Annotated in this window: 15 protein-coding genes and 1 tRNA gene; 7 read left to right on the top strand and 9 right to left on the bottom strand. The window is 56.8% G+C overall.

What is annotated here, in order from left to right:
• Window positions 1–4: 4 nt before the first annotated feature.
• The 3 genes from clpP to K5E80_RS00755 form a co-directional block, all read right to left on the bottom strand.
• The gene (gene clpP, locus K5E80_RS00765; protein WP_220634358.1) at window positions 5–631 is read right to left on the bottom strand and encodes an ATP-dependent Clp endopeptidase proteolytic subunit ClpP; all 627 of its coding nucleotides are present in this window, start codon (window positions 629–631) and stop codon (window positions 5–7) included.
• Window positions 632–675: 44 nt separating this feature from the next.
• On the bottom strand, window positions 676–1,989 hold the full coding sequence (gene tig, locus K5E80_RS00760; RefSeq protein WP_220634357.1) for a trigger factor: 1,314 nt from the start codon (window positions 1,987–1,989) through the stop codon (window positions 676–678).
• A gap of 43 nt (window positions 1,990–2,032) precedes the next feature.
• Window positions 2,033–2,117 (bottom strand) — tRNA-Leu (locus K5E80_RS00755).
• 176 nt (window positions 2,118–2,293) lie between these two features.
• Between K5E80_RS00755 and K5E80_RS00750 the strand changes: the two genes are divergently transcribed.
• Window positions 2,294–3,169 (top strand): AAA family ATPase, encoded by an 876-nt coding sequence (locus K5E80_RS00750; RefSeq protein WP_246590813.1) that lies wholly within the window; start codon window positions 2,294–2,296, stop codon window positions 3,167–3,169.
• Between the two features lie 239 nt (window positions 3,170–3,408).
• A complete protein-coding gene (locus K5E80_RS00745) occupies window positions 3,409–4,578 on the top strand; it encodes a vWA domain-containing protein (RefSeq protein WP_220634356.1) in 1,170 nt (389 codons plus the stop codon).
• Window positions 4,579–4,742: 164 nt separating this feature from the next.
• Here K5E80_RS00745 and K5E80_RS00740 read toward each other — a convergent pair whose 3' ends face one another.
• The gene (locus tag K5E80_RS00740) at window positions 4,743–5,327 is read right to left on the bottom strand and encodes a DUF6988 family protein (protein WP_220634355.1); all 585 of its coding nucleotides are present in this window, start codon (window positions 5,325–5,327) and stop codon (window positions 4,743–4,745) included.
• Between the two features lie 209 nt (window positions 5,328–5,536).
• Here K5E80_RS00740 and K5E80_RS00735 point away from each other — a divergent pair, with 209 nt between their 5' ends.
• Complete coding sequence (locus K5E80_RS00735; RefSeq protein WP_220634354.1) at window positions 5,537–5,968, top strand: DUF3568 family protein; 432 nt, start codon at window positions 5,537–5,539, stop codon at window positions 5,966–5,968.
• A gap of 263 nt (window positions 5,969–6,231) precedes the next feature.
• Here the strand turns inward: K5E80_RS00735 and tfpB are convergent, their stop codons facing one another.
• Window positions 6,232–8,016, bottom strand: a complete 1,785-nt coding sequence (gene tfpB, locus K5E80_RS00730; RefSeq protein WP_220634353.1) for a type IV pilus assembly ATPase TfpB — start codon at window positions 8,014–8,016, stop codon at window positions 6,232–6,234.
• A 91-nt stretch (window positions 8,017–8,107) separates the two neighbouring features.
• On the opposite strand from tfpB, the gene K5E80_RS00725 reads away from it, so the two are divergent.
• Complete coding sequence (locus K5E80_RS00725; protein WP_220634352.1) at window positions 8,108–8,422, top strand: hypothetical protein; 315 nt, start codon at window positions 8,108–8,110, stop codon at window positions 8,420–8,422.
• Window positions 8,423–8,582: 160 nt separating this feature from the next.
• Here the strand turns inward: K5E80_RS00725 and K5E80_RS00720 are convergent, their stop codons facing one another.
• Both K5E80_RS00720 and htpG read right to left on the bottom strand, forming a co-directional pair.
• Window positions 8,583–9,779, bottom strand: coding sequence for a DUF4382 domain-containing protein (locus K5E80_RS00720; protein ID WP_220634351.1), 1,197 nt, complete (start codon window positions 9,777–9,779; stop codon window positions 8,583–8,585).
• A gap of 512 nt (window positions 9,780–10,291) precedes the next feature.
• Window positions 10,292–12,205 (bottom strand): molecular chaperone HtpG, encoded by a 1,914-nt coding sequence (htpG, locus tag K5E80_RS00715; protein ID WP_220634350.1) that lies wholly within the window; start codon window positions 12,203–12,205, stop codon window positions 10,292–10,294.
• A 287-nt stretch (window positions 12,206–12,492) separates the two neighbouring features.
• Here htpG and K5E80_RS00710 point away from each other — a divergent pair, with 287 nt between their 5' ends.
• The 3 genes from K5E80_RS00710 (at window position 12,493) to K5E80_RS00700 (ending at window position 18,225) form a co-directional block, all read left to right on the top strand.
• Window positions 12,493–13,257, top strand: coding sequence for an N-acyl amino acid synthase FeeM domain-containing protein (locus tag K5E80_RS00710; RefSeq protein WP_220634349.1), 765 nt, complete (start codon window positions 12,493–12,495; stop codon window positions 13,255–13,257).
• Window positions 13,258–13,489: 232 nt separating this feature from the next.
• Entirely contained in the window at window positions 13,490–16,384 is a 2,895-nt protein-coding gene (locus K5E80_RS00705; RefSeq protein ID WP_220634348.1) for a putative bifunctional diguanylate cyclase/phosphodiesterase, read from the top strand.
• The gene (locus tag K5E80_RS00700) at window positions 16,345–18,225 is read left to right on the top strand and encodes a DUF1302 domain-containing protein (protein ID WP_343213217.1); all 1,881 of its coding nucleotides are present in this window, start codon (window positions 16,345–16,347) and stop codon (window positions 18,223–18,225) included. The genes K5E80_RS00705 and K5E80_RS00700 overlap by 40 nt, the downstream gene beginning before the upstream one ends.
• A gap of 17 nt (window positions 18,226–18,242) precedes the next feature.
• Here the strand turns inward: K5E80_RS00700 and K5E80_RS00695 are convergent, their stop codons facing one another.
• Both K5E80_RS00695 and K5E80_RS00690 read right to left on the bottom strand, forming a co-directional pair.
• Entirely contained in the window at window positions 18,243–19,091 is an 849-nt protein-coding gene (locus K5E80_RS00695; protein ID WP_220634346.1) for an HTD2 family dehydratase, read from the bottom strand.
• A gap of 154 nt (window positions 19,092–19,245) precedes the next feature.
• Window positions 19,246–20,007 (bottom strand): TatD family hydrolase, encoded by a 762-nt coding sequence (locus K5E80_RS00690; RefSeq protein WP_220634345.1) that lies wholly within the window; start codon window positions 20,005–20,007, stop codon window positions 19,246–19,248.
• Window positions 20,008–20,009: the final 2 nt, after the last annotated feature.

Genomic DNA, 20,009 nt, shown 5'->3' with positions numbered 1-20,009 from the left:
ATAATCATCCAGCTTCGGTACGGTTGGCCAGCACCTTGTCGATCAGGCCATATTCGACGGCGGCTTCTGCCGAAAGAAAATTGTCTCGATCCGTATCCTTGGCAATGCGTTCGATCGGCTGGCCAGTATGCTTGGCCAGAAGACCGTTCAGGCGCTCGCGCAGATACAGGATCTCGCGCGCCTGAATTTCGATATCCGAAGCCTGTCCCTGGGACCCGCCCGATGGCTGATGAATCATCATGCGTGCGTTGGGCAGCGCGAAACGTTTACCCTTGGCGCCCGCAGCGAGCAGGAAAGCTCCCATCGATGCCGCCTGGCCGACACACAGCGTGGACACATCCGGCTTGATGAACTGCATGGTGTCGTAGATCGCCAGCCCCGCCGTCACCGATCCGCCCGGCGAGTTGATATAGAAGGAAATATCCTTGTCCGGGTTTTCCGATTCGAGGAACAGCAGCTGCGCCACGACGAGGTTCGCCGTCGCATCATTCACCGGGCCGACCAGGAACACCACGCGCTCCTTCAGCAGCCGGGAATAGATATCGTAGGCACGTTCGCCGCGGCCGCTGGTTTCGATCACCATCGGCACCATGCCGAGGTTTTGGGGATCCCAATCCCGTTGCTGTTTCATGTCGATTTCCTGTCAGTAATTACTGCGCTTGCACTTTGGCAGCATCATGCCGCATTGCCCATCAACTCGTCAAAGATTGCCGGCACTTCCCTGGTTTTGGCCGTTGCCAGCACCCATTCCACCACATTGTTTTCCACCGCCAGCGCCTCGGCCTCGGCCAGTCGCTGCGGTTGAGAGTAATACCAGCGCACGACTTCCTTGGGATCCTCGAAGGTCGCGGCAAAATCTTCCACTACGGTCTTGACTTGCTCCGGCCTGGCATGCAGTTCCCTGGCCTTGACTAACTCGGCAAAAATCAGGCCGAGCTTGACGCGCCGGATGGCCGGTTCGATAAACAGGGCAGGATCGAGCGGCGGCATGCCCTTGGCCGACATGCCGCGGGCTTCCATGTCGCGCACCATTTGTTCCGCCATCTGGCGCGATTCCGATTCGACCAGTGATTTTGGCACGTCGACCGGCGTCACGTCGAGCAGGATTTCCATCACGCTGGTCTTGATCTTCTGCTGCAGACGCTTATTGACTTCGCGCTCCAGATTGGCCCGCACTTCGCTACGCATTTTCGCCACATCGCCATCAGCGATGCCGAGCTGCCTGGCGAATTCCGCATCGATCGGAGGCAGTTGCGTCGCCTCGACGCTCTTGCAAGTGATCTCGAACTGCGCGGTCTTGCCGGCCAGTTCCTTGTTGTTATAGTCCTCGGGAAAGTTCACATCGATGGTGCGCTTTTCGCCAGCACTGATGCCTTCCACGCCCTTTTCAAAATCCGGCAGCATGCGCCCCGCGCCCAGCACCAGGGCGAAATCGTCGGCCTTGCCGCCCGGGAATTCGGTTCCATCAAGACGGCCGAGAAAATCGATGACCACGCGGTCTTCCTTCTGCGCCGGTCGCGCGGCGGCAGCATAGGTCACGCGCTGCTTGCGCAAGGCCTCGATGGTCTTGTCGACTTCCACATCGCCGACGACCAGAGTCTGTTTCTCGATTTCGCGCGCCGAAACATCACCCAGCACCACCTCCGGATAGACTTCGAACACAGCGGAGAACTCGAGCTGACTGTCATTCGCAGTCGGCTTCGGTTCGATGCGCGGATAGCCGGCAACACGCAATTTCTGTTCGCGCACTTTCTCACCAAAGGCGTGATCCAGCGCCGCCCCGATGGCTTCGGAACGAGTCTGCTCGCCATAGGTCTGGGCGACCATCTTGAAGGGCACCTTGCCGGGACGGAAGCCGGCCATCTTGACCGTCTTCGACATCCGTTTGAGGCGCTGCTCAACCTCGCGCTCTACATCGGCGAGGGCAACAATGACATCGATACGGCGCTCCAGCGCACTGGGCGCGGCAATCTGTTCCTGAGTCTGCATAGAATTTCCCGAAAGGCTGTTATATGTGCAGTGGCGGTTGATATGGTGCGAAGGAAGGGACTCGAACCCTTACAGGTTTCCCCGCTGGAACCTAAATCCAGTGCGTCTACCAATTCCGCCACCTTCGCGAACTTGTAATTTTACCTGATAAGCCCAGTGCCGCCCCTGAACCGGGCTGACTTATCTCACCGTAACACCACTCATGGGGTGTGGGCATGTGCGGTAGTTGATCAATATCAGGAAAACAGCATTTCGAAATCTGTCCTGGCAACAACTTCAATGATTGGGTTAATTCGGGCGATAATTGCCTATCGCTAATCATTTCCCCCCGCCCGCCATGGAATTTACCGGCAGTTCCACTTATATCGCTACACCTGACCTCATGATGGCAGTGAATGCCGCCATCACCCTGCAACGTCCGCTGCTCATCAAGGGCGAACCCGGCACCGGCAAAACCATGCTCGCCGAGGAGGTCGCCAGCGCGCTGAATCTGCCATTGCTGCAATGGCACGTCAAATCCACCACCAAGGCGCAGCAGGGCCTCTATGAGTACGACGCAGTGTCGCGCCTGCGCGATTCGCAACTCGGCGACGACAGGGTCAAGGACATCGCCAACTACATCGTGCCCGGCGTGTTGTGGCAGGCCTTCGAGGCCGACACGCAAAACGTGATCCTGATCGACGAAGTCGACAAAGCCGACATCGAGTTTCCGAACGACCTGCTGCGCGAACTCGACCGCATGGAGTTTCATGTCTATGAGACGCAGCGGACGGTGCGCGCCAAACAACGACCGCTGGTTTTCATCACCTCGAACAACGAGAAGGAACTGCCCGACGCCTTTCTGCGCCGCTGCTTCTTCCACTACATTCGTTTCCCCGACAAGGAGACGATGACCAGGATCGTCAACGTACATTTCCCCGACATCAAGAAAACGCTGCTGCGTGAAGCTCTGGAAGTATTCTTCAACTTGCGCGACGTACCCGGACTGAAGAAGAAGCCCTCGACTTCGGAACTGATCGACTGGCTCAAGCTGCTGATGGCCGAAGACATTCCGCCGGAAGCTCTGCGCTCCACCGACCGCAAGATTGCGATACCGCCGCTGCATGGCGCCCTGCTCAAGAATGAGCAGGACGTGCATCTGTTCGAGCGCCTGATGTTCATGGCCGCACAGGGCCGCTAAAGTTTCAGTGATGGAATCCTAGTGTCGAGACACGTTAATTTTGAAACGTCATCCCACGAGGATTCCCTTTGGTCATTCCCGCGGAGCCTGTCCCCGAATGCTTTAGTCGGGGAGCGGGAATCCAGGGTCTTAAAAAGTCGCTGGATTCCGGCTTGCCGCAGACGCGGCGTCCGGAATGACGGTCACTTATTGCATGTTTCGACATCACTGTGTTGCTCTACCAGTAGCTGAAAACCATCATGCTGATCGATTTTTTTCTGCATCTCAAGCAGCGCAAGCTGCCGGTATCGACGCGCGAATACCTGACGTTGATCGAGGCCCTGCAGGCGCGCGTCGGCGGCCACAGCATCGACGACTTCTACTACCTGTCGCGCACCTGCCTGATCAAGAACGAAGCGAATTACGACAAATACGACCAGGCCTTCGGCGAATACTTCAAAGGCATCACCGCCCTGCCCGGCTTCGATGTCGACCTGCCCGAAGAATGGCTGAAGGCGATGGCGCAAAAACATCTCACGCCGGAAGAAAAAAACGCTCTCGAAAAACTCGGCTGGGACAAACTGATGGAAGAGTTCGCCAAGCGGCTGGCGGAACAGAAGGAAGCCCATCACGGCGGCAGCAAGTGGATCGGCACCGGTGGCACCAGCCCCTTCGGCAACGGCGGTTACCACCCGGAAGGCATCCGCGTCGGCGGCCAATCGCAGAACCGCAGCGCGGTGAAAGTATGGCAGCAGCGCGAATTCCGCAATCTCGACGATTCCGTCGAACTCGGCACGCGCAACATCAAGGTGGCGTTGCGGCGCCTGCGTCGTTTCGCCCGCGAGGGCGCGGCCGAGGAACTCGATCTCGACGGCACCATCCGCGACACGGCGAGGAACGCCGGCTGGCTCGACCTGCGCATGCGGCCCGAGCGCCACAACAAGATCAAGGTGCTGCTGTTTCTCGACGTCGGCGGTTCGATGGACGACCACATCAAAGTCTGCGAAGAATTGTTTTCCGCAGCCAAGTCGGAATTCAAGCATCTCGAATACTTTTACTTCCACAACTGCGTGTACGACTTCGTCTGGCGCAATAATCATCTGCGCTGGTCCGAGAAATTTCCCTTGTGGGATGTCATGCACAAGTTCGGCCATGACTACAAGCTCATCTTTGTCGGCGACGCCACCATGAGCCCCTATGAGATTACCCACTCCAATGGCTCCATCGAATACAGCAACGAAGAGCCCGGCGCAGTCTGGCTGCAGCGGCTACTGGATCATTACCCCTCGGCAACCTGGCTCAACCCCGAACCGGAACGCCTGTGGGAATACCGCCAGTCGATCAACTTGATCGACGACATCATGGACAAACGCATGTTCCCGCTCACGCTGGCCGGGCTGGAGCGGGCAATGCGGCAATTGAGCAAATAATAAGGGCCACCGGCAATTCGTGATTGATATTGTGATGGCATGTTATGGTGCGGCGGATTCGCCTTGATTCCCTCAGAACTCCAGAAACCGCTATGTCTCCGAAGTGCCCAAACCGGACTTCATGGCTGCTAATTTGCAGACGTTCAACGTTTGCATGAGAGCTGTTACGGCCATCTACTCTTCATCAATTGCAGAACGTCAGCTCCATCAGAGCCAGACTTGCTCAGTTGAACGAGCTCTAACCCAGCCATTACTCCGAATAACTCAGCACAATTCAGACATTCTTCTAGTTCGTCTGGTTCAAATGTCGGTTCAACCGCATCTTGTGATTGCCACCGTTGAAGATGGAGCCCACCGGTATGCGTAAAATCGCACATAGCATTCCAATTAGCTTTTTTGATACGCGATAGAACCCCGCTCTTGAACGCCTCAGTGGACTCGATTTCTACGATCATCGTTTTAGGTGGTTCGTCTCCTCGAAAGAATCCCGACACCTGCGCGTCGGTAGCACAATGCTTCAGCCAAAGCCCACGCAAGTAGGTTTCGAAGAGTATCCGCAACAACGCAAAGCTCGACGAATAAAACGTGTTCTTCATAAGGAACACTATCGCCGCGTGGTGGTCCAGTGCAATACCGAAGGAAGCTGCGGCGGCTCGATTCTTATTGGTCTGCCACATCTCTACTTCGTTAGTAAGATCGTGTAAGGCAGCGCCAAACTTTTCTGCGGCTTTTATTCTCTCGGGTGTCATCCTGGCTCTTTCTGCTTTTAAACACTTTTGAACGCACTATCAAGCTTTCGTTTCTGGCCATTATTGGGCATATAGCCCGGACACCGATTATCTTGCGTTCGCTGTTATAGCGGCAGCCAAAAGACTCGTGCAGAACGTGAGTTTATTGGCAATTGGTATTTGAATGTGCTCGATACCAAGGATAGGCCCATGATACGTTGCCGCATCCTATGAAACTCACACCGATCCTGCTTCTGTTTGCGCTGTCCGCTTGTGCCCCAATTGCTTTCACGGCAGCCAGCATCGGGGGTGGCGCTGCCGCGCAACATCGACTCAGTGGATATGTGCATCGCACCTTTAGCGAACCGTTGCCAAAAGTAAGCGTTGCGGCACGACTGGCCCTGAAACAAATGTCCATGACTTTGGGTTCGACCGAAAAGGTGGCCCAGGGCGAACGGATCAATGCGAAGGCGGGTGACCGTAACATCGAAATTGAAATTGAAGCGCTTACTGCTACCACCACACAGCTAACCGCGGTGGCCAAGATGAAGGGCAGCTTTCTAGTCGACTCATCGACTGCAACAGAAATCGTTGCCCAGATTGAAAAGGCCATTCAGGCTACACAGCGCAATAGTAAACCCCAGAAGCTAACGAAGCTATAGATTGGGGACGGCGCGCCTTGGCGATACCGGATTGGCTGCATTTCAACACAAAAACCTCAGTTGCCCACGGGCAAGCCCTTCGACACGCCCGCTGCGCGGGCTGCTCAGGGCGAACGGTAGAATCACCCAGCAGGTGACGCAAAGAAAATCCGTTCGTCCTGAGCCTGTCGAAGGATGAGCGGATTTTCGATATTCAAACTACTGCGGTTTCAAGGTTTAAAACTCAGTTCCCGGTCGAACTCGGCCCCATCATTTGAGTCCTCTTACGAGGGCGTGACCTTGAGCACTTCCTCGATGGTGGTGAGACCGGCGGCGACTTTCCGCGCGCCGGAAATGCGCAGCGGTTTCATGCCCTCGCGCAACGCCTGTTCGCGCACGGCGGCAAGGTCCGTATGTTCATCGATACGCTTGCGGATTTCCGGCGTCATGGTAAATATTTCATAGAGCCCCATACGGCCCTGATAGCCGGTACGGCGGCAGTCGAGACAGCCGACCGGACGATACAGCGTCGTCGGCTTGGCCGATTTCCACGGCGCCACCATGCCGTTCCAGGCGATCTCGTCTTCCTCGCGCAGACCGGCAGCCTGCTTGCACTTCGGGCACAGCGTGCGTATCAGTCGCTGCGCCATGACGCCGAGCACGGTAGTCTGTATCAGGTAATAGGGAACGCCAAGATCGAGCAGGCGCGTGATCGCCGTCGGGGCATCGTTTGTATGCAGTGTGGATAACACCAGGTGGCCGGTGAGTGCCGCCTGGATCGCCATGTTGGCGGTTTCAAGATCGCGGATTTCGCCGACCATGATGATGTCCGGGTCCTGCCGCATCAATGCGCGTATCCCTTCGGCGAAACCCATGCCGATATCGGCCTGCACCTGCACCTGGTTGAAGGAAGGTTCGACCATTTCGATCGGGTCTTCCAGGGTGCACACATTCACATCCTCGGTGGCCAGTTGCTTGAGCGTGGTGTACAGCGTGGTCGTCTTGCCCGAACCGGTCGGGCCGGTGACGAGAATGATGCCATTGGGCTGCACGGTCATTTGCCGCCAGCGCACAAGGTCGTCTTCGCCGAAACCAAGATCGGTGAAGTCCTTCACCAGCACATCGGGGTCGAAAATCCGCATCACCAGCTTTTCGCCGAAGGCCGTCGGCAGGGTCGATAACCGCAACTCGACTTCCTGCCCGTCCGGGGTCCGCGTCTTGATGCGCCCGTCCTGGGGGCGGCGCCGCTCGACCACATCCATGCGGCCGAGAATCTTGATGCGGCTGGTCATCGCATTCAGCACCGAAATCGGGATCTGATAGACCTGATGCAGAATACCGTCGATACGGAAGCGCACGACACCGAATTCGCGCCGCGGTTCGACATGAATATCCGAAGCGCGTTGGTCGAATGCATACTGCCACAGCCAGTCGACAATGCGGACGATGTGCTGATCGTTGGCATCGAACTGCTTGTTGGTTTTGCCCAGTTCGACCAATTGCTCGAAGTTGCTGCCGCTGCCTGATTCCGCCTTGCTCGCCGCGCCCTTGATCGACTTGGCCAGGTTGTAGAACTCGACCTGATAGCGCGCGATGTCATTGGGATTGGCGATGACGCGGCGAATCTCCTTGTTGCGCAGGATCGACTTGAGTTCAGCCTCCCAGGCGCGCTGGAACGGTTCGGCCGTGGCGATCACCACTTCATCCTGCCGCACTTCCACCGGCAGGACGCGGAAGCGTACGGCATAAGCATTGCTCATCACCTCGGTCACTGCCGAGAAATTGATCTTGAGCGGGTCAACGTGGAAGTAAGCCATGTTCACCCATTCGGCGAGCCACTGCGTCAGCGTTTCGAGATCAAGCACCTTGTGCGGCAATTTGAGTGATTTCCAGCGCTGTTCGGCGATGATGGTCAGCGGGTGGGAATCGCCTTTGAAGTAGCGCCGCTCCTGCTTGAATTTCTCGCCGGCATCAGCCGCCACCAAGCCGCCGGCGACAAGCGCGTCCAGCACCTCGATCAGGGTGAGACGATGCTCCTTGGGTACTGCCGATTCGAGAACTTTATTCATCACGGCACTATAGCCGAGATGCGGCCATCAGCCAATATCGACACGGGTTATGATATTGTCACAGCAACGCTTTCCCCTGGAGACCGCAACCATGAAACGTCTGTTTTTCTGTTGTTTGTTCGGCATCGTCATCGCGACGCCATACGGCATCGCTTTCGGCAACGAGGCAGATTGCAGCATTGCCCGCGACCCGCGCCGCTGCGCGGCGCTGCAAGCCGCCCGCGAAGCCTGTAGCAGCCTGCAGGGGCAGGCCCGCGGTGCCTGCCTCCGTGAAGCAATGCCGCCACCGGATTGCAGCCACGCGCCGAATGCGATTCAGTGTGAGACGCGGCAGGCGGCAGAGCAGGCCTGCAAGGACAAGCGCGGCAAAGCCCATCGCCAGTGCCTTCGCGGCTTCAAGTCATAGTCCGAGTTTCAAGGGGAATGGTCCAGATTGCCGTGAGAGGGCTGCGACGCGATCAGGCCGGGACATGGAAGACCGGAAAGCCTCAGGCAAGAAAAAGCCCCGGCTGCTGCCGAGGCTTTGTTGAGCAACTCCGGATTCTTATTGTCTCGCGCGGGTTAGTTTACGGCACCAGAGTAAAGTTCACTGTTACATCGCCTGAAAGGCCCTGGCTGACCGATTGGGTCTGGTAGCCTGTCGCCGACGCTTCGATGGTGTATTGACCTGCCACGCTGACTTGGGGTGCAAGCGCAATTGGGAGCGTCGCGCTGTACTGGCCGAGCAGTGGCGCGTCAACGGGCAAGGTCAGTGAATAGGCACCGGACGCGGAATCATCCGCGGCGACGGACTTCACCGTCACGATCGGAGCACTGCCGAATGTTTGTTTTGCTGCCACGTAGGCGGTCGTGGTTGAGCTCGCAGGATTCAAGGTTTCCGCACCGCTGACGACGTGGGTGGCAGACGCCGGCAGCGTGATCGGCGTCACGTTATCGCTGACGTTGACAGTACTGGTGGTGCTCGCCACCGGCACTGCGGCGATAACTGCCGTGGCATGGTCGTCTGCGGTAAGAACCACATCGTAGTTTCCGGGCGCGAGGCGAGCGAGGAAAAATTCGCCGGTATGTGCATTCGGGGCCGAAGTCTGCACTACAGTGCCATCCTGTTGTGCCGTGACCATGACGTTGCTGCCGAGCAATGCTGTATCGACAAAACCGTCAATGCCATTCACCGCGAAGGGGACTACCTTGATCACCGGCTTCAGCGCATAGGTTCCATTTCCGCGTTTCACGACTGACTTGCAAGCGTCGAAATCCAGCACCAGGTCGACACGCTGCCCGGATGTGACATCGAACTCATTGATCAGCTTGATCCCGCTTTGCACCGCGCTCGGGGTGATGAGCGGAGTCTCGACCCCGCCCGCGGGAACAACGGAGTTGGTCATGCCTGCCGCGGTGTTCGGGTCCAGCACCAGGCGCAGTTGCGTGTAATGTCCCGCCGGCAATGGTGTTTCGCCAAGGTTGTCGAGTACTCCGTTGGTAAGATTTAGCAGATTGATTTTCCGCGCCGGATTCAACGTTATATCGGTCCAGCCGGCATCGGTATCAGAAGCAGAACTGCTCTGGTGAACCCGCACTTTGACGACAGTCACATTCACCGCATCAAAGCCGCAGGATGGCGCATCGGTCAGGGATACGCCCAGGGTGCCTGACGCCGCACCACCCCCGCCACCACCCCCACCTCCACATCCGACCATAAGGGCGGCAAACAGCGAAGCCGCAAACCATGTCAATGCTCTCGAGTAGCCATTGAAGAGTTTCATTTTTTGTTCCTTTTTTCGTTGCTCCCGACGAACTTTAGCGGGAACGATGGATTGAGAATCGATTTGAATATTCAAATCACGACCAAAAAATGGTCACCTTAATTCCGCAATGTCCATGCCAGAACAACAAACGCTTTTAAATCAATATCCAATCAAGAAGATTCAAACGAGATTGAGTCTTGGCTGTCGGTTGGCGCCGACAAATTTTGACGCATTTTTAAATCACGCTTTAATAACAACGATATATTGAGTCGGCAAATCGAGACAATCGTGCAGTGATGAAAATCACGTTCAGGAATGGCTGCAGTTAGTATTCCGGCAGGACCTTATCGTCAGCGTGTGATGATTAACTTGGTTCACGGTGAACCTGTCCAACCACACGCTGACATTACGCTCAACATTATAGTAGTTAGCCACGCCCTTCGAAATGCCCGTACTGGGTGGAGTCGAAGGGCTCCGAGCAAACGAAGAACCCGATCAGTCTTTGCAAAGAAATTGAAAGGATATGAATTTCAGCTTGCAAGCGACATCGCGAGCATCAGATCATTGATGCGCTTGACGAAGGTGGCCGGATCATCGAGTTGCCCTCCCTCGGCGAGGAGTGCCTGATCGAACAGCACCGCCGCCCAGTCGTCGAATTTCCTTTCCTCATAGCGCAGGCGCAATACCACCGGGTGTTTGGGATTGATCTCCATGTTGGGCGCGCTTATCGGCGCACTCTGCCCGGCCGCCTTGAGAATGCGCGCCAGATTGCCGGAAACATCATGCTCATCGGCCACCAGGCAAGCCGGTGAATCGGTGAGGCGATTGGTGATGCGTACTTCCTTCACGCGCTCGCCCAGGGATTTCTTGATTTTCTCCAACAGTTCCTTGAATTCGCCGGCTTCGCGTTCCTGCTCCTGCTTCTCGGCCTCGTCTTCGAGTTTGCCCAGATCCAGCCCGCCCTTCGCCACCGACACCAGCGGCTTGCCGTCAAACTCGTGCAGATGCGTCACGACCCACTCGTCGATACGGTCGGACAGCAGCAGCACTTCAATACCTTTCTTGCGGAAGATTTCCAGATGCGGGCTGTTCTTCGCGGCATTGAAACTTTCCGCCGTAACGTAGTAGATCTTTTCCTGGCCTTCCTTCATGCGTGCGATGTAGTCAGCCAATGAAACGTTTTCTTCCGTCGTATCGGCATGGCTTGAAGCAAAGCGCAGCAGACCGGCCACCTTGTCGCGGTTGACCATATCCTCGGCGACGCCTTCCTTCAGCACACGGCCAAAGGCCTGCCAGAACTTCTTGTACTTCTCGGCATCGTTGGCCACGAGGTCATCGAGCAACCCAAGAATCTTCTTGGTGCAGCCGCTGCGGATCGCTTCGATATCCTTGCTTTCCTGCAATATCTCGCGCGAGATGTTGAGCGGCAGGTCGCTCGAATCGACCACGCCGCGCACGAAGCGCAGGTAGGCCGGCAACAGTTGCTCGGCATCGTCCATGATGAAGACGCGCTTGACGTAGAGCTTGACACCATGGCGCTGGTTGCGGTCGTAGAGATCGAATGGCGCATGTGCGGGAATGTAGAGCAACTGCGTGTATTCGCTGCGCCCCTCGACGCGGGCATGGGTCCACGCCAGCGGATCCTCGAAGTCATGGCCGACATGCTTGTAGAACTCTCGATACTGCTCGTCGCTGATCTCGCTCTTGGGCCGCGCCCACAGCGCACTGGCCTGGTTGACCGTCTCGTCCTCTTCGGTGACGACCTGTTCCTTTTTCTCTTCGTCCCATTTCTCCTGCTTCATCACAATGGACTGGACGATATGATCCGAATATTTGCGGATCAGCGCGCGCAGTTTCCAGCCCGATAGCAGATCGTCCTGCCCCTCGCGCAGATGGAGTGTGATCTCGGTGCCGCGCGCGGCGCGTTCCACTTGTTCGACGCTGAAATCGCCCTCGCCGCCCGATTCCCATTTCACGCCCTGATCGGCGGGCAGGCCGGCGCGGCGGCTGAGCACCGTCACCTTGTCGGCGACAATGAACGAGGAATAGAAGCCGACGCCGAACTGGCCAATCAGATTGGCGTCCTGCTTCTGGTCGCCGGTGAGATGGGAGAAGAATTCGCGCGTTCCCGATTTGGCGATGGTGCCCAGATTGGCGATCGCCTCGTCGCGGCTCATGCCGATGCCGTTATCAATAATGGTCAACGTGCGCGCCGCCTTGTCGAAACCGATGCGTATCTTGAGCTCGGGGTCGGACTCGAACAAAGCACCATTGTCGAGCGCCTCGAAGCGCAGCTTGTCACAGGCATCGGAGGCATTCGAGATCAGCTCGCGCAGGAAAATCTCACGGTTGGAATAAAGGGAGTGAATCATCAGGTGAAGCAGTTGCTTCACTTCGGTCTGGAATCCCAGCGTTTCGCGGGTTGCGGACGCAGCTTGTGACATGGCAAATCCTCACAGAATTGAACAACCGGTTTGAGTTGGGGCTGTCCGATGTTTTTTCAAGTCCTGGTATTAGCGAAATAGTGTATTGCCGGCCGCGGACAACTACCCGGCATGCAGACATACAACATCCGGCCATTGACAATTGTTAACAAAGAGTCTGTACTTTGACCGACAAGGCTTTGAAAACATAAAGTCTTTATGTCGTAGTTGCATGTTTAACCGGCTCGATTTCACATTAGTCGGCCAACTTTCATCCAAGTAGCCAAATTTAATCAGGAGGAATCACCATGAAGCTGGAGTCCATCAAGCACGTTTCCGCCGCATCCACGATTACCGAAGAACGCCTTCCCTTCACGATACGGATTGCACGTAGCGAAGCCGACATCCGCAAGGCTGTTGCCATTCGCCATGTTGCGTATGGTCGCCATGTCCCCGAACTGGCTGGGAAGCTCAAGGAACCGGAGGCATGCGATTTCGACCCGACGACCACGGTCTTCCTGGCCGAGTCGAAATTCGATGGTCAGCCAATCGGATCGATGCGCATACAGTCCAACCAATCCAGGCAACTGAGCGTAGAGCATTCGGTGGCGCTTCCGAGCTGGATCGACGGGAGTTTGCTGGTCGAAGCGACCCGCCTGGGTGTGACCCAGCGGGATCGCGGTAGCCTGGTCAAATCGCTGCTTTTCAAAGCGGTACTGGCCTATTGCCGCAATGTTGGCGTGGACTGGATCGTGATTACCGCCCGCCCGCCGCTGGATCAGATGTATGAAACATTCACGTTCCAGGACATTCTGCCTGAAGCCGGCTACGTCCCTATGGCACATGTGGGAAATATACCGCACAAGGTCATGGCTATCGAGGTAGCCACAGTCGAGAACCATTGGCGCGCCCTTTCACACCCTCTGTACAAGTTGTTTTTCCTCACCGAACATCCGGATATCGACATTGAAGGCTATCCTGTGCTGCAAACACCCAGTCCAATTATGGAAACCTTCTACCCGCTGCAAACCCCCGCCAAATCAGGCTTCACGCCGCATCTCGCCGGCACCTGATGCGTTTCGCATTTCCGCATATCCATATTGAGTTATGCCAATGGATATGCGGCATTTTATTTGATCGCCGGGTGCCGATTCTTGTCGCGCAATGGACTAATAAACTGTTAAATTTACATGGAGAAAACAATACAAGAGAACCTTTCGAGTGTCGTTAAAACGCATAATCAGGGGGATTTTCGGCAAGCTGACAAGTTGTTCCATGTGGGCGGAAACGTCTGTCGCAGACAGCTTGCTTTTTGGTTTTTCCGCCCTGCTGGTTCCCGCTGCGATCACCATCATGACCTTCGTTGCCGCGCTTGCATGGCCTGCGCATTACAAGGAATTCAGCAGCGCGGCATCAATTCCGTTTCTGGCCCTGGAAGAACCGAAAACGGGCATTGGCTTTGATCCTGCGGCAGCAAGGTATCAACTCCGTAACATGGACGTTGGTAATGTGTACGAGATGCAGACCCACCTTTCCGAACAACCGTTCTGGCTGCTGTTCTCACCCGCTGCCGGGATGGCGGCTTCCTCCTCGATTCTGGCCTTTCCTTCACGTCATGCGTTGCGCATTGCATGCTGGGATGCCGATACCCTGATCCCCCTCGGCGAAGCCGGACAAATCGGCACGACAGGCATGCTGGTGCGTGCCAAAGCCGACTTCGCACTTGCACTCTCGACGGACAAAACATCCCGCTTGATATGCAATGCACAGTTTTCAGGTCCGGCGCGGATCACAGTTCAACAATGGCCGTTAAACGGCTTCATTAAATCCCAGGGAGCGTTTGATAGGGATAGCGGCTTGCTCGATGGCGGCCTGGCCATCCTCACCATTTTCATTACCCTCACCGCGTTGATCAACCGCGAGTGGATTCATGTCTTGTTTGCGGCATGGATGGTTGCCAACCTGAGGATAGCAGCCTTGTCCGCAGGCTTCGATACCCTCTGGTTCGGACAGGAAATCCCGCTCGACTGGATATTCCCGCTGCGGCGCATGGCGATGGCAAGCTACTGCGCGCTGACGATCATCCTGTTCAGCCGCCTGTTTGCAACCGAGTTGAAACAGGTCGGCTGTTCCCGGCTGTTGACCTGGGTACGGTGGTCCATTTTTCCGCTGCTGATCTGTGCCCTGATTATGCCTTACCGATACTTTCTGCCGGTGTTCTGGGCACTTTCGGTCTTTTCGGTTGGCAGCATCATTTTTGCGATTGCCCGCATCCTGATGGTCACACAGTCCACAGTGGCAATATGGTATGCACTGTCGATCGCCACAACCGTAGCGGCGAACTTCAATGAAGTCATAGCCGCCTCGATCGGCATCGGGGCGCTGATCGGAATTTTCAACAGCGTTACTGCCGCACTGATTTCAAGCCTTATGGCGGCATTGGCGATAGCAGAACAGATACGCCAGGATCGGATTGCGAAACGCAAGGCAGAGGCGGAACTGCGCAAAACCTATGATGCCATGCCGATTGGTCTGTTCACGCTTGACAGGGATGGGAGTTTTTTGCGCATCAATCCCTCGTTGCAGGCGATGGTAGGGGGACCTGCCACTCCCAACGTGATCTGGGCGGATATATTCGGCATGGAGTCATGGCAGAAGCTTGCCCGGGCGCTGGAACTGGAAACCACCTGCGAAATGGAAATATCGCTGACTGATGGCGAACATAAACGCAGCTTTCTGGTTCGGGCGACGTCCGCCAACGACCAGATTGAAGGCTCCCTGCAGGACATCACACAGCGGACACTGGCAACCGAGCAACTGCAGTTTCTCGCCGAACACGACCCCCTCACCCGCATGCTGAACCGCCGCGGTCTTGAGGCAATGTTCAATCGACTGAGCGGCCGAACGCTGGCGCTGGCTTATATCGATCTTGACCGCTTCAAGCTGATAAACGATCTGCACGGGCATGGCACGGGAGACGCCGTTCTCAAGCAGATATGCAAACAGATCAACGCCATGCTGCAGCCGGGGATGCAGCATCTGGGACGTGTCGGCGGCGACGAATTCGTGATCATTTTCGACAGCAATGATATTGCCGCATGCGAAACGCAATGCCACGACATCATCGGCCACATTTTCAATCAATTGTTCCATGCCGATGAAAAGGCGTTTTTGGTGAACGCATCCATCGGTCTTATCGAAGTTGCGCCAGCCACCAGACTCAGCGATGCGATTTCAACTGCCGACCGTGCCTGCCGGAGCGGAAAGGCAACTGGGGCTAATAGCGTTGTGGTGTATCGCAAGAATGCGGCGGAATTTGCGGAACGTGCCGAAGAACTGCGCATAATGCAGCAGATTGAGCAAAACGAATTCCCCAAGGACTTGCTGCTGTACGCACAACCGTTCATGTCCTTGAGCGAACCATACCAATCGCTGAATTTCGAGTTCCTGCTGCGCATGAAGGATTCCGAAACCTCCGACATCATCTCGGCCTTCAAGATGATCAAGATAGCGGAAATAAGCGGGCGCATTGCGCTCATTGACAGATGGGTTTTTCTGACAGCTCTTGAGTGGCTGGAGAATCATCATAATCAACTGGGGAACACGCGCGTCGCCAACGTGAACCTGAGCGGTGGCTCCATGAATGATGCCCGATTCGTCGAGGATGTCTTTGCCATGCTGGCGGATCATCCCAATGCAGCCCGCAAGCTCTGCATAGAAATCACCGAAAGCGTCGCCCTGAACGATATCGAGCATTCGAGGCGCTTTGTCGAACGCGCCAACAAGTTCGGAACGAGGCTCGCACTGGACGATTTCGGCGCCGGCTACACATCGTTTTCTTACCTGCGCCAGCTGTCCGCTGATGCCATCAAGATCGACGGCCAGTTTGTTATTGGCGCCATTTCGCACCCGGCCAACATGGCAATCGTGAGCGCGATCAGCGATCTTTCGCGTAACCTCGGCATGCAAAGCATCGCGGAATGGGTTGAAGACCTCGATACCCTGAAAGCACTGGTGAGTATCGGTATCGATCACGTGCAGGGATTTGTTATCTGCCGCCCTCTGCCGCTCGATCAGTTGCTGACGATGAGTTCGGCGGCGGACTTCATTCAGGACCCGGATGTCGCGGCTTACGTACGGTCGCTGCAAACTGCCGACTCATGGGACATGCAGGACTTCAATTTGAAAGGTTTACATTGAACACGGCGATTATTTGCAAATCCAACCCTTGCCATTCAAGCAGCCGTCCGGACTTTCCCCGATGGCTTATCGCCACCTTTATCGCAGCATGCTCCGCCCATTCCGTGCCAGGCAACGCAATTGATCTGAATGCCGGCGGACTGGATCTCACGTTTCATGGCGGATTGACTTATGGCACCACGATCCGCACCGACAACCGTGACTCCGCCTTGATTCAACGCGGTAACGGCAGCCGCGTCGGCGTAACCGGCACTGCCGTGGGCGGCAGCAATACCGACGATGGCGAACTCAACTTCAACAAGGGAGACACGGTATCGACCGTCGCCAAGGCCGTCGGCAGCGTCGATCTCAGGCGAGGCAAGTATGGGGTCGCGGCAAGGGCGAAACTGTGGCATGAACTCACCCTCGGCGATTCCAACCCCGCATTCGGCAACCTTCCAAACGGCTATTCTGCCAACCACCCATTACGCGATACCGGCTTCTCGGAACGCGCCAAGTTTTCAGGCGCCGTCCTTCAGGATGTTTACGTTTATGGTTCGTTCGAGCCTTGGGACAAACCGCTTGCACTGCGCCTCGGCCAGCAGTTCCTGCCCTGGGGTTCGGGCTGGACCATCACCGGCGGAATCTCGGCGCTCAATCCAGTTGACCTGCCCGCCGTCCGACGTGCCGGCGCGCTGCCAGAAGAAATGCTGGTTCCCATCCCTGCGCTATACGGCAAACTCGCGCTTGATGAAAGCACCGCGCTTGAAGGCTTTTATCAGTTTCGTTTCCGTCCCACGGCGCTTGATGGGTGCGGCACCTTTTTCTCGACCTACGATTATCTGGCGCCAGGCTGCAATGGCGTCGTAGTCGTACCTTCCTCCGCAATATCAGATCGCACCGCAGTCTCTGCGGGACTGTTGGCCAAGCGAGCCCCAACACCCGACGTTTCCGATAGTGGCGAATTCGGCCTTTCATTGACCCGCAAGATTCCGGAACTCGACACTGATTTCGGCATTCTCCTTGCGGAATATCACAGCCGGCTGCCGGTCGCGAGCGCCATCAAGACGGCTCGCGTCATTCCGCCTTTCCCATTTCTGCCGAACGATCCCGACGGGAAAAACCCGCTTTACTTCACCGAGTATCCGGAGCGGATTCGCATGCTCGGCCTCACCTTCTCGACAAAGCGAGATGATCTGACAATAGCAGGCGAATTGACTTATCGTCCCAACCAACCTGTCGTCTTCAATGCGACTGAGTTGCTGCGCGCTTTCGTCTCGAACACGGCCCCGACCACCCTGCGCGCGGATGGCACCGCCACCCCATTGGGCGGAGTATTCCACGGCTATGACAGACGGAAAGTGACGCAAGCCCAGCTTTCCGTCAGCAACAAGTTTCATTCCCTGCTCGGGGCCGAGGAAGCAATGCTGGCCGCCGAAGCCGGTTTGAAATACATGAACGACCTGCCGGATCAGGCAACGCGCCGCTACGGCCGCCAGGACGCCTTCGGCGTCGGCCCGGTGAATGGCGTTTGCGAACCGGGTTCAGCGGCCATTCAGTGCAGCCAGGAGGGTTACGTTTCGAGACGGGCGTGGGGTTACCGCCTGAGAGCCGGTTTGCGTTATCCGAACATCATCGACCAGGTCGACTTCACGCCCGCCATGACTTTTACTCACGACGTGCGCGGCTGGTCTTACGACAACGGTTTCAACGAGGGCCGGCGAACGCTGGGGATGTCGTTGCGCGCGACCTATCGCAAAATGTACTTTGGCGACGTGACGTGGACCCCGACCTGGGGCGGTTATTTCAATAATGCCCGCGATCGAAGCTGGCTGGCAGCGGCAGCCGGTTTAAGGTTCTGAGTCAGTCTGACACGCGTTCAGACCAGAACTGCCTGGGCCGTCATGCCGGTAAAGCCTTCCTGATCGGAAGTCCACAAACCCACCCGATCGCCCTCACGCTTGCCCGACACGGTGAATGAGGCAGTGTCGAAGGCAGGACGCACGGCGCGAAAGCTGAACTTCGCCACGCGCTTGTCGGCCACCTGCGCGCCGACCAGATCAAGCAGCAAAGTCGCCAACAGCGGGCCCTGTACGACCAGCGCGGGATAAAACTCTTCCCGCGTCACGTACTCGCGGTCGTAATGGATGCGGTGTCCGTTGTAAGTCAGCGCCGAAAAACGGAACAGCAGCACCGGATCCGGCACTATGGTCTTTACCCAATCCGCATCCTTGGGCGCGGCATCGCCAGGTGGCAATGGCGCTGGCGCGGTGGGCATGTCACGGTAAACCAGATTCTGTTCTTCGAGAATGCAGAGCTTGTCATTCTGGTATAACGCATGTTCAATAGTGACGAAAACCAGTGTGCCGGACTTGCCTTCCTTGAGGTCGACCGAACGAATCGTCGATTTTTTCATGGCCGGCGTCCCCAGCATCAGCGACTGTGTGATTTCCAGTTTACCTGCCGCCCACATGCGGCGCGGTAAGGGCACCGGAGGCAGAAAGCCGCCCTTCTTGGGATGCCCGTCGTGCCCAGTGCCGGAAGCCGATGGCGTATCGAGAAAATACATCCAATGCCACGAAGGCGGCAGCGGATCGCCCTTGCCCGGCGAAGTCGGATGATCCAGCGCGGCCGCCAGCGCGCGCGCCGCAAACGGATTCAGATCGTCAGCGACGAAATTTTTCCGTCCGACCCATGTTTGCAGAAACTCGATATCAATTTTATCCATGCGTTTAGGGAAATGCCAATTAAGTACCTTACCGTTCGGGCTGAGCTTGTCGAAGCCCAGTGCTGGAGCGGCTTGCGCTTCGACAAGCCTGTCCTGAGCAAAGTCGAAGGACTCAGCGCGAACGGGCTTGTTCGGTAATTCCTTAGTGTAAAGCTTACAAGCGCGGCAGTACGGCCTTGGCGTTGGCCATCGTGGCGGCGACCAACGCCGACACATCGATTTTACGCAGTGCGGCAATCTCCCGCGCAATCGCAGCGATTTCCACTGGCTCATTGCGCTCCCGGCCCACCCATACTGGCGGAATGTCCGGCGCATCGGTTTCCAGTACGATGGATTCCAGCGGCAGGACCACGACAAGTTCGCGCAGACGGCTGGCGCGCGGCCAGGTCATCGCGCCGCCGAAACCGAGCTTGAAGCCCAGCTTGATGAATTCGTCGGCCTGCTGGCGGCTGCCGTTGAAGGCATGGGCGATGCCGCCAGGCACGTGAATCCGGCGCAGGTGTTTCAGGATGGGATCGATGGCACGCCGCACATGCAGCAGTACCGGCAACTCAAATTCGCGTGCGATCTTGAGTTGCTCGACAAAGTAGAACTCCTGCCGGACGTCATCGCGATCGGCGACAAAACGATCCAGCCCTATTTCACCCACGGCGACCGGCTGTTCGCGGCGCAGGGTTTCGCGCAACACGTCCAGGTCTGCGGCCAGTGCGCGGTCAACATACATCGGATGGATGCCGTAAGCGGGGCTGCAACCGGGGTATTGCCGGCACAGCGCGGCAACCCTGTCGAAATTGGCCCGTTCCACGGCTGGAACCACGATGTGCATAACACCGACGGCATGCGCACGCGCCATCACGGCATCGCGGTCGGCATCAAATTCTGTTGCGTCGAGGTGGCAGTGGGTATCGATTAACAAGA

The sequence above is a fragment of the Georgfuchsia toluolica genome, from assembly GCF_907163265.1.
GTDB lineage: Bacteria > Pseudomonadota > Gammaproteobacteria > Burkholderiales > Rhodocyclaceae > Georgfuchsia > Georgfuchsia toluolica.
This window is presented reverse-complemented; position numbering and strand designations above follow the sequence as displayed.

Excerpts from the sequence above, each read along its gene's own strand:
- htpG (WP_220634350.1), bottom strand. The coding sequence starts at position 12,205 with ATGTCACAAGCTGCGTCCGCAACCCGCGAAACGCTGGGATTCCAGACC.
- K5E80_RS00740 (WP_220634355.1), bottom strand. The coding sequence starts at position 5,327 with ATGACACCCGAGAGAATAAAAGCCGCAGAAAAGTTTGGCGCTGCCTTA.
- K5E80_RS00720 (WP_220634351.1), bottom strand. The coding sequence starts at position 9,779 with ATGAAACTCTTCAATGGCTACTCGAGAGCATTGACATGGTTTGCGGCT.
- K5E80_RS00735 (WP_220634354.1), top strand. The coding sequence starts at position 5,537 with ATGAAACTCACACCGATCCTGCTTCTGTTTGCGCTGTCCGCTTGTGCC.
- tfpB (WP_220634353.1), bottom strand. The coding sequence starts at position 8,016 with ATGAATAAAGTTCTCGAATCGGCAGTACCCAAGGAGCATCGTCTCACC.
- K5E80_RS00700 (WP_343213217.1), top strand. The coding sequence starts at position 16,345 with ATGGGACATGCAGGACTTCAATTTGAAAGGTTTACATTGAACACGGCG.
- clpP (WP_220634358.1), bottom strand. The coding sequence starts at position 631 with ATGAAACAGCAACGGGATTGGGATCCCCAAAACCTCGGCATGGTGCCG.
- K5E80_RS00745 (WP_220634356.1), top strand. The coding sequence starts at position 3,409 with ATGCTGATCGATTTTTTTCTGCATCTCAAGCAGCGCAAGCTGCCGGTA.
- K5E80_RS00725 (WP_220634352.1), top strand. The coding sequence starts at position 8,108 with ATGAAACGTCTGTTTTTCTGTTGTTTGTTCGGCATCGTCATCGCGACG.
- K5E80_RS00710 (WP_220634349.1), top strand. The coding sequence starts at position 12,493 with ATGAAGCTGGAGTCCATCAAGCACGTTTCCGCCGCATCCACGATTACC.
- tig (WP_220634357.1), bottom strand. The coding sequence starts at position 1,989 with ATGCAGACTCAGGAACAGATTGCCGCGCCCAGTGCGCTGGAGCGCCGT.
- K5E80_RS00695 (WP_220634346.1), bottom strand. The coding sequence starts at position 19,091 with ATGGATAAAATTGATATCGAGTTTCTGCAAACATGGGTCGGACGGAAA.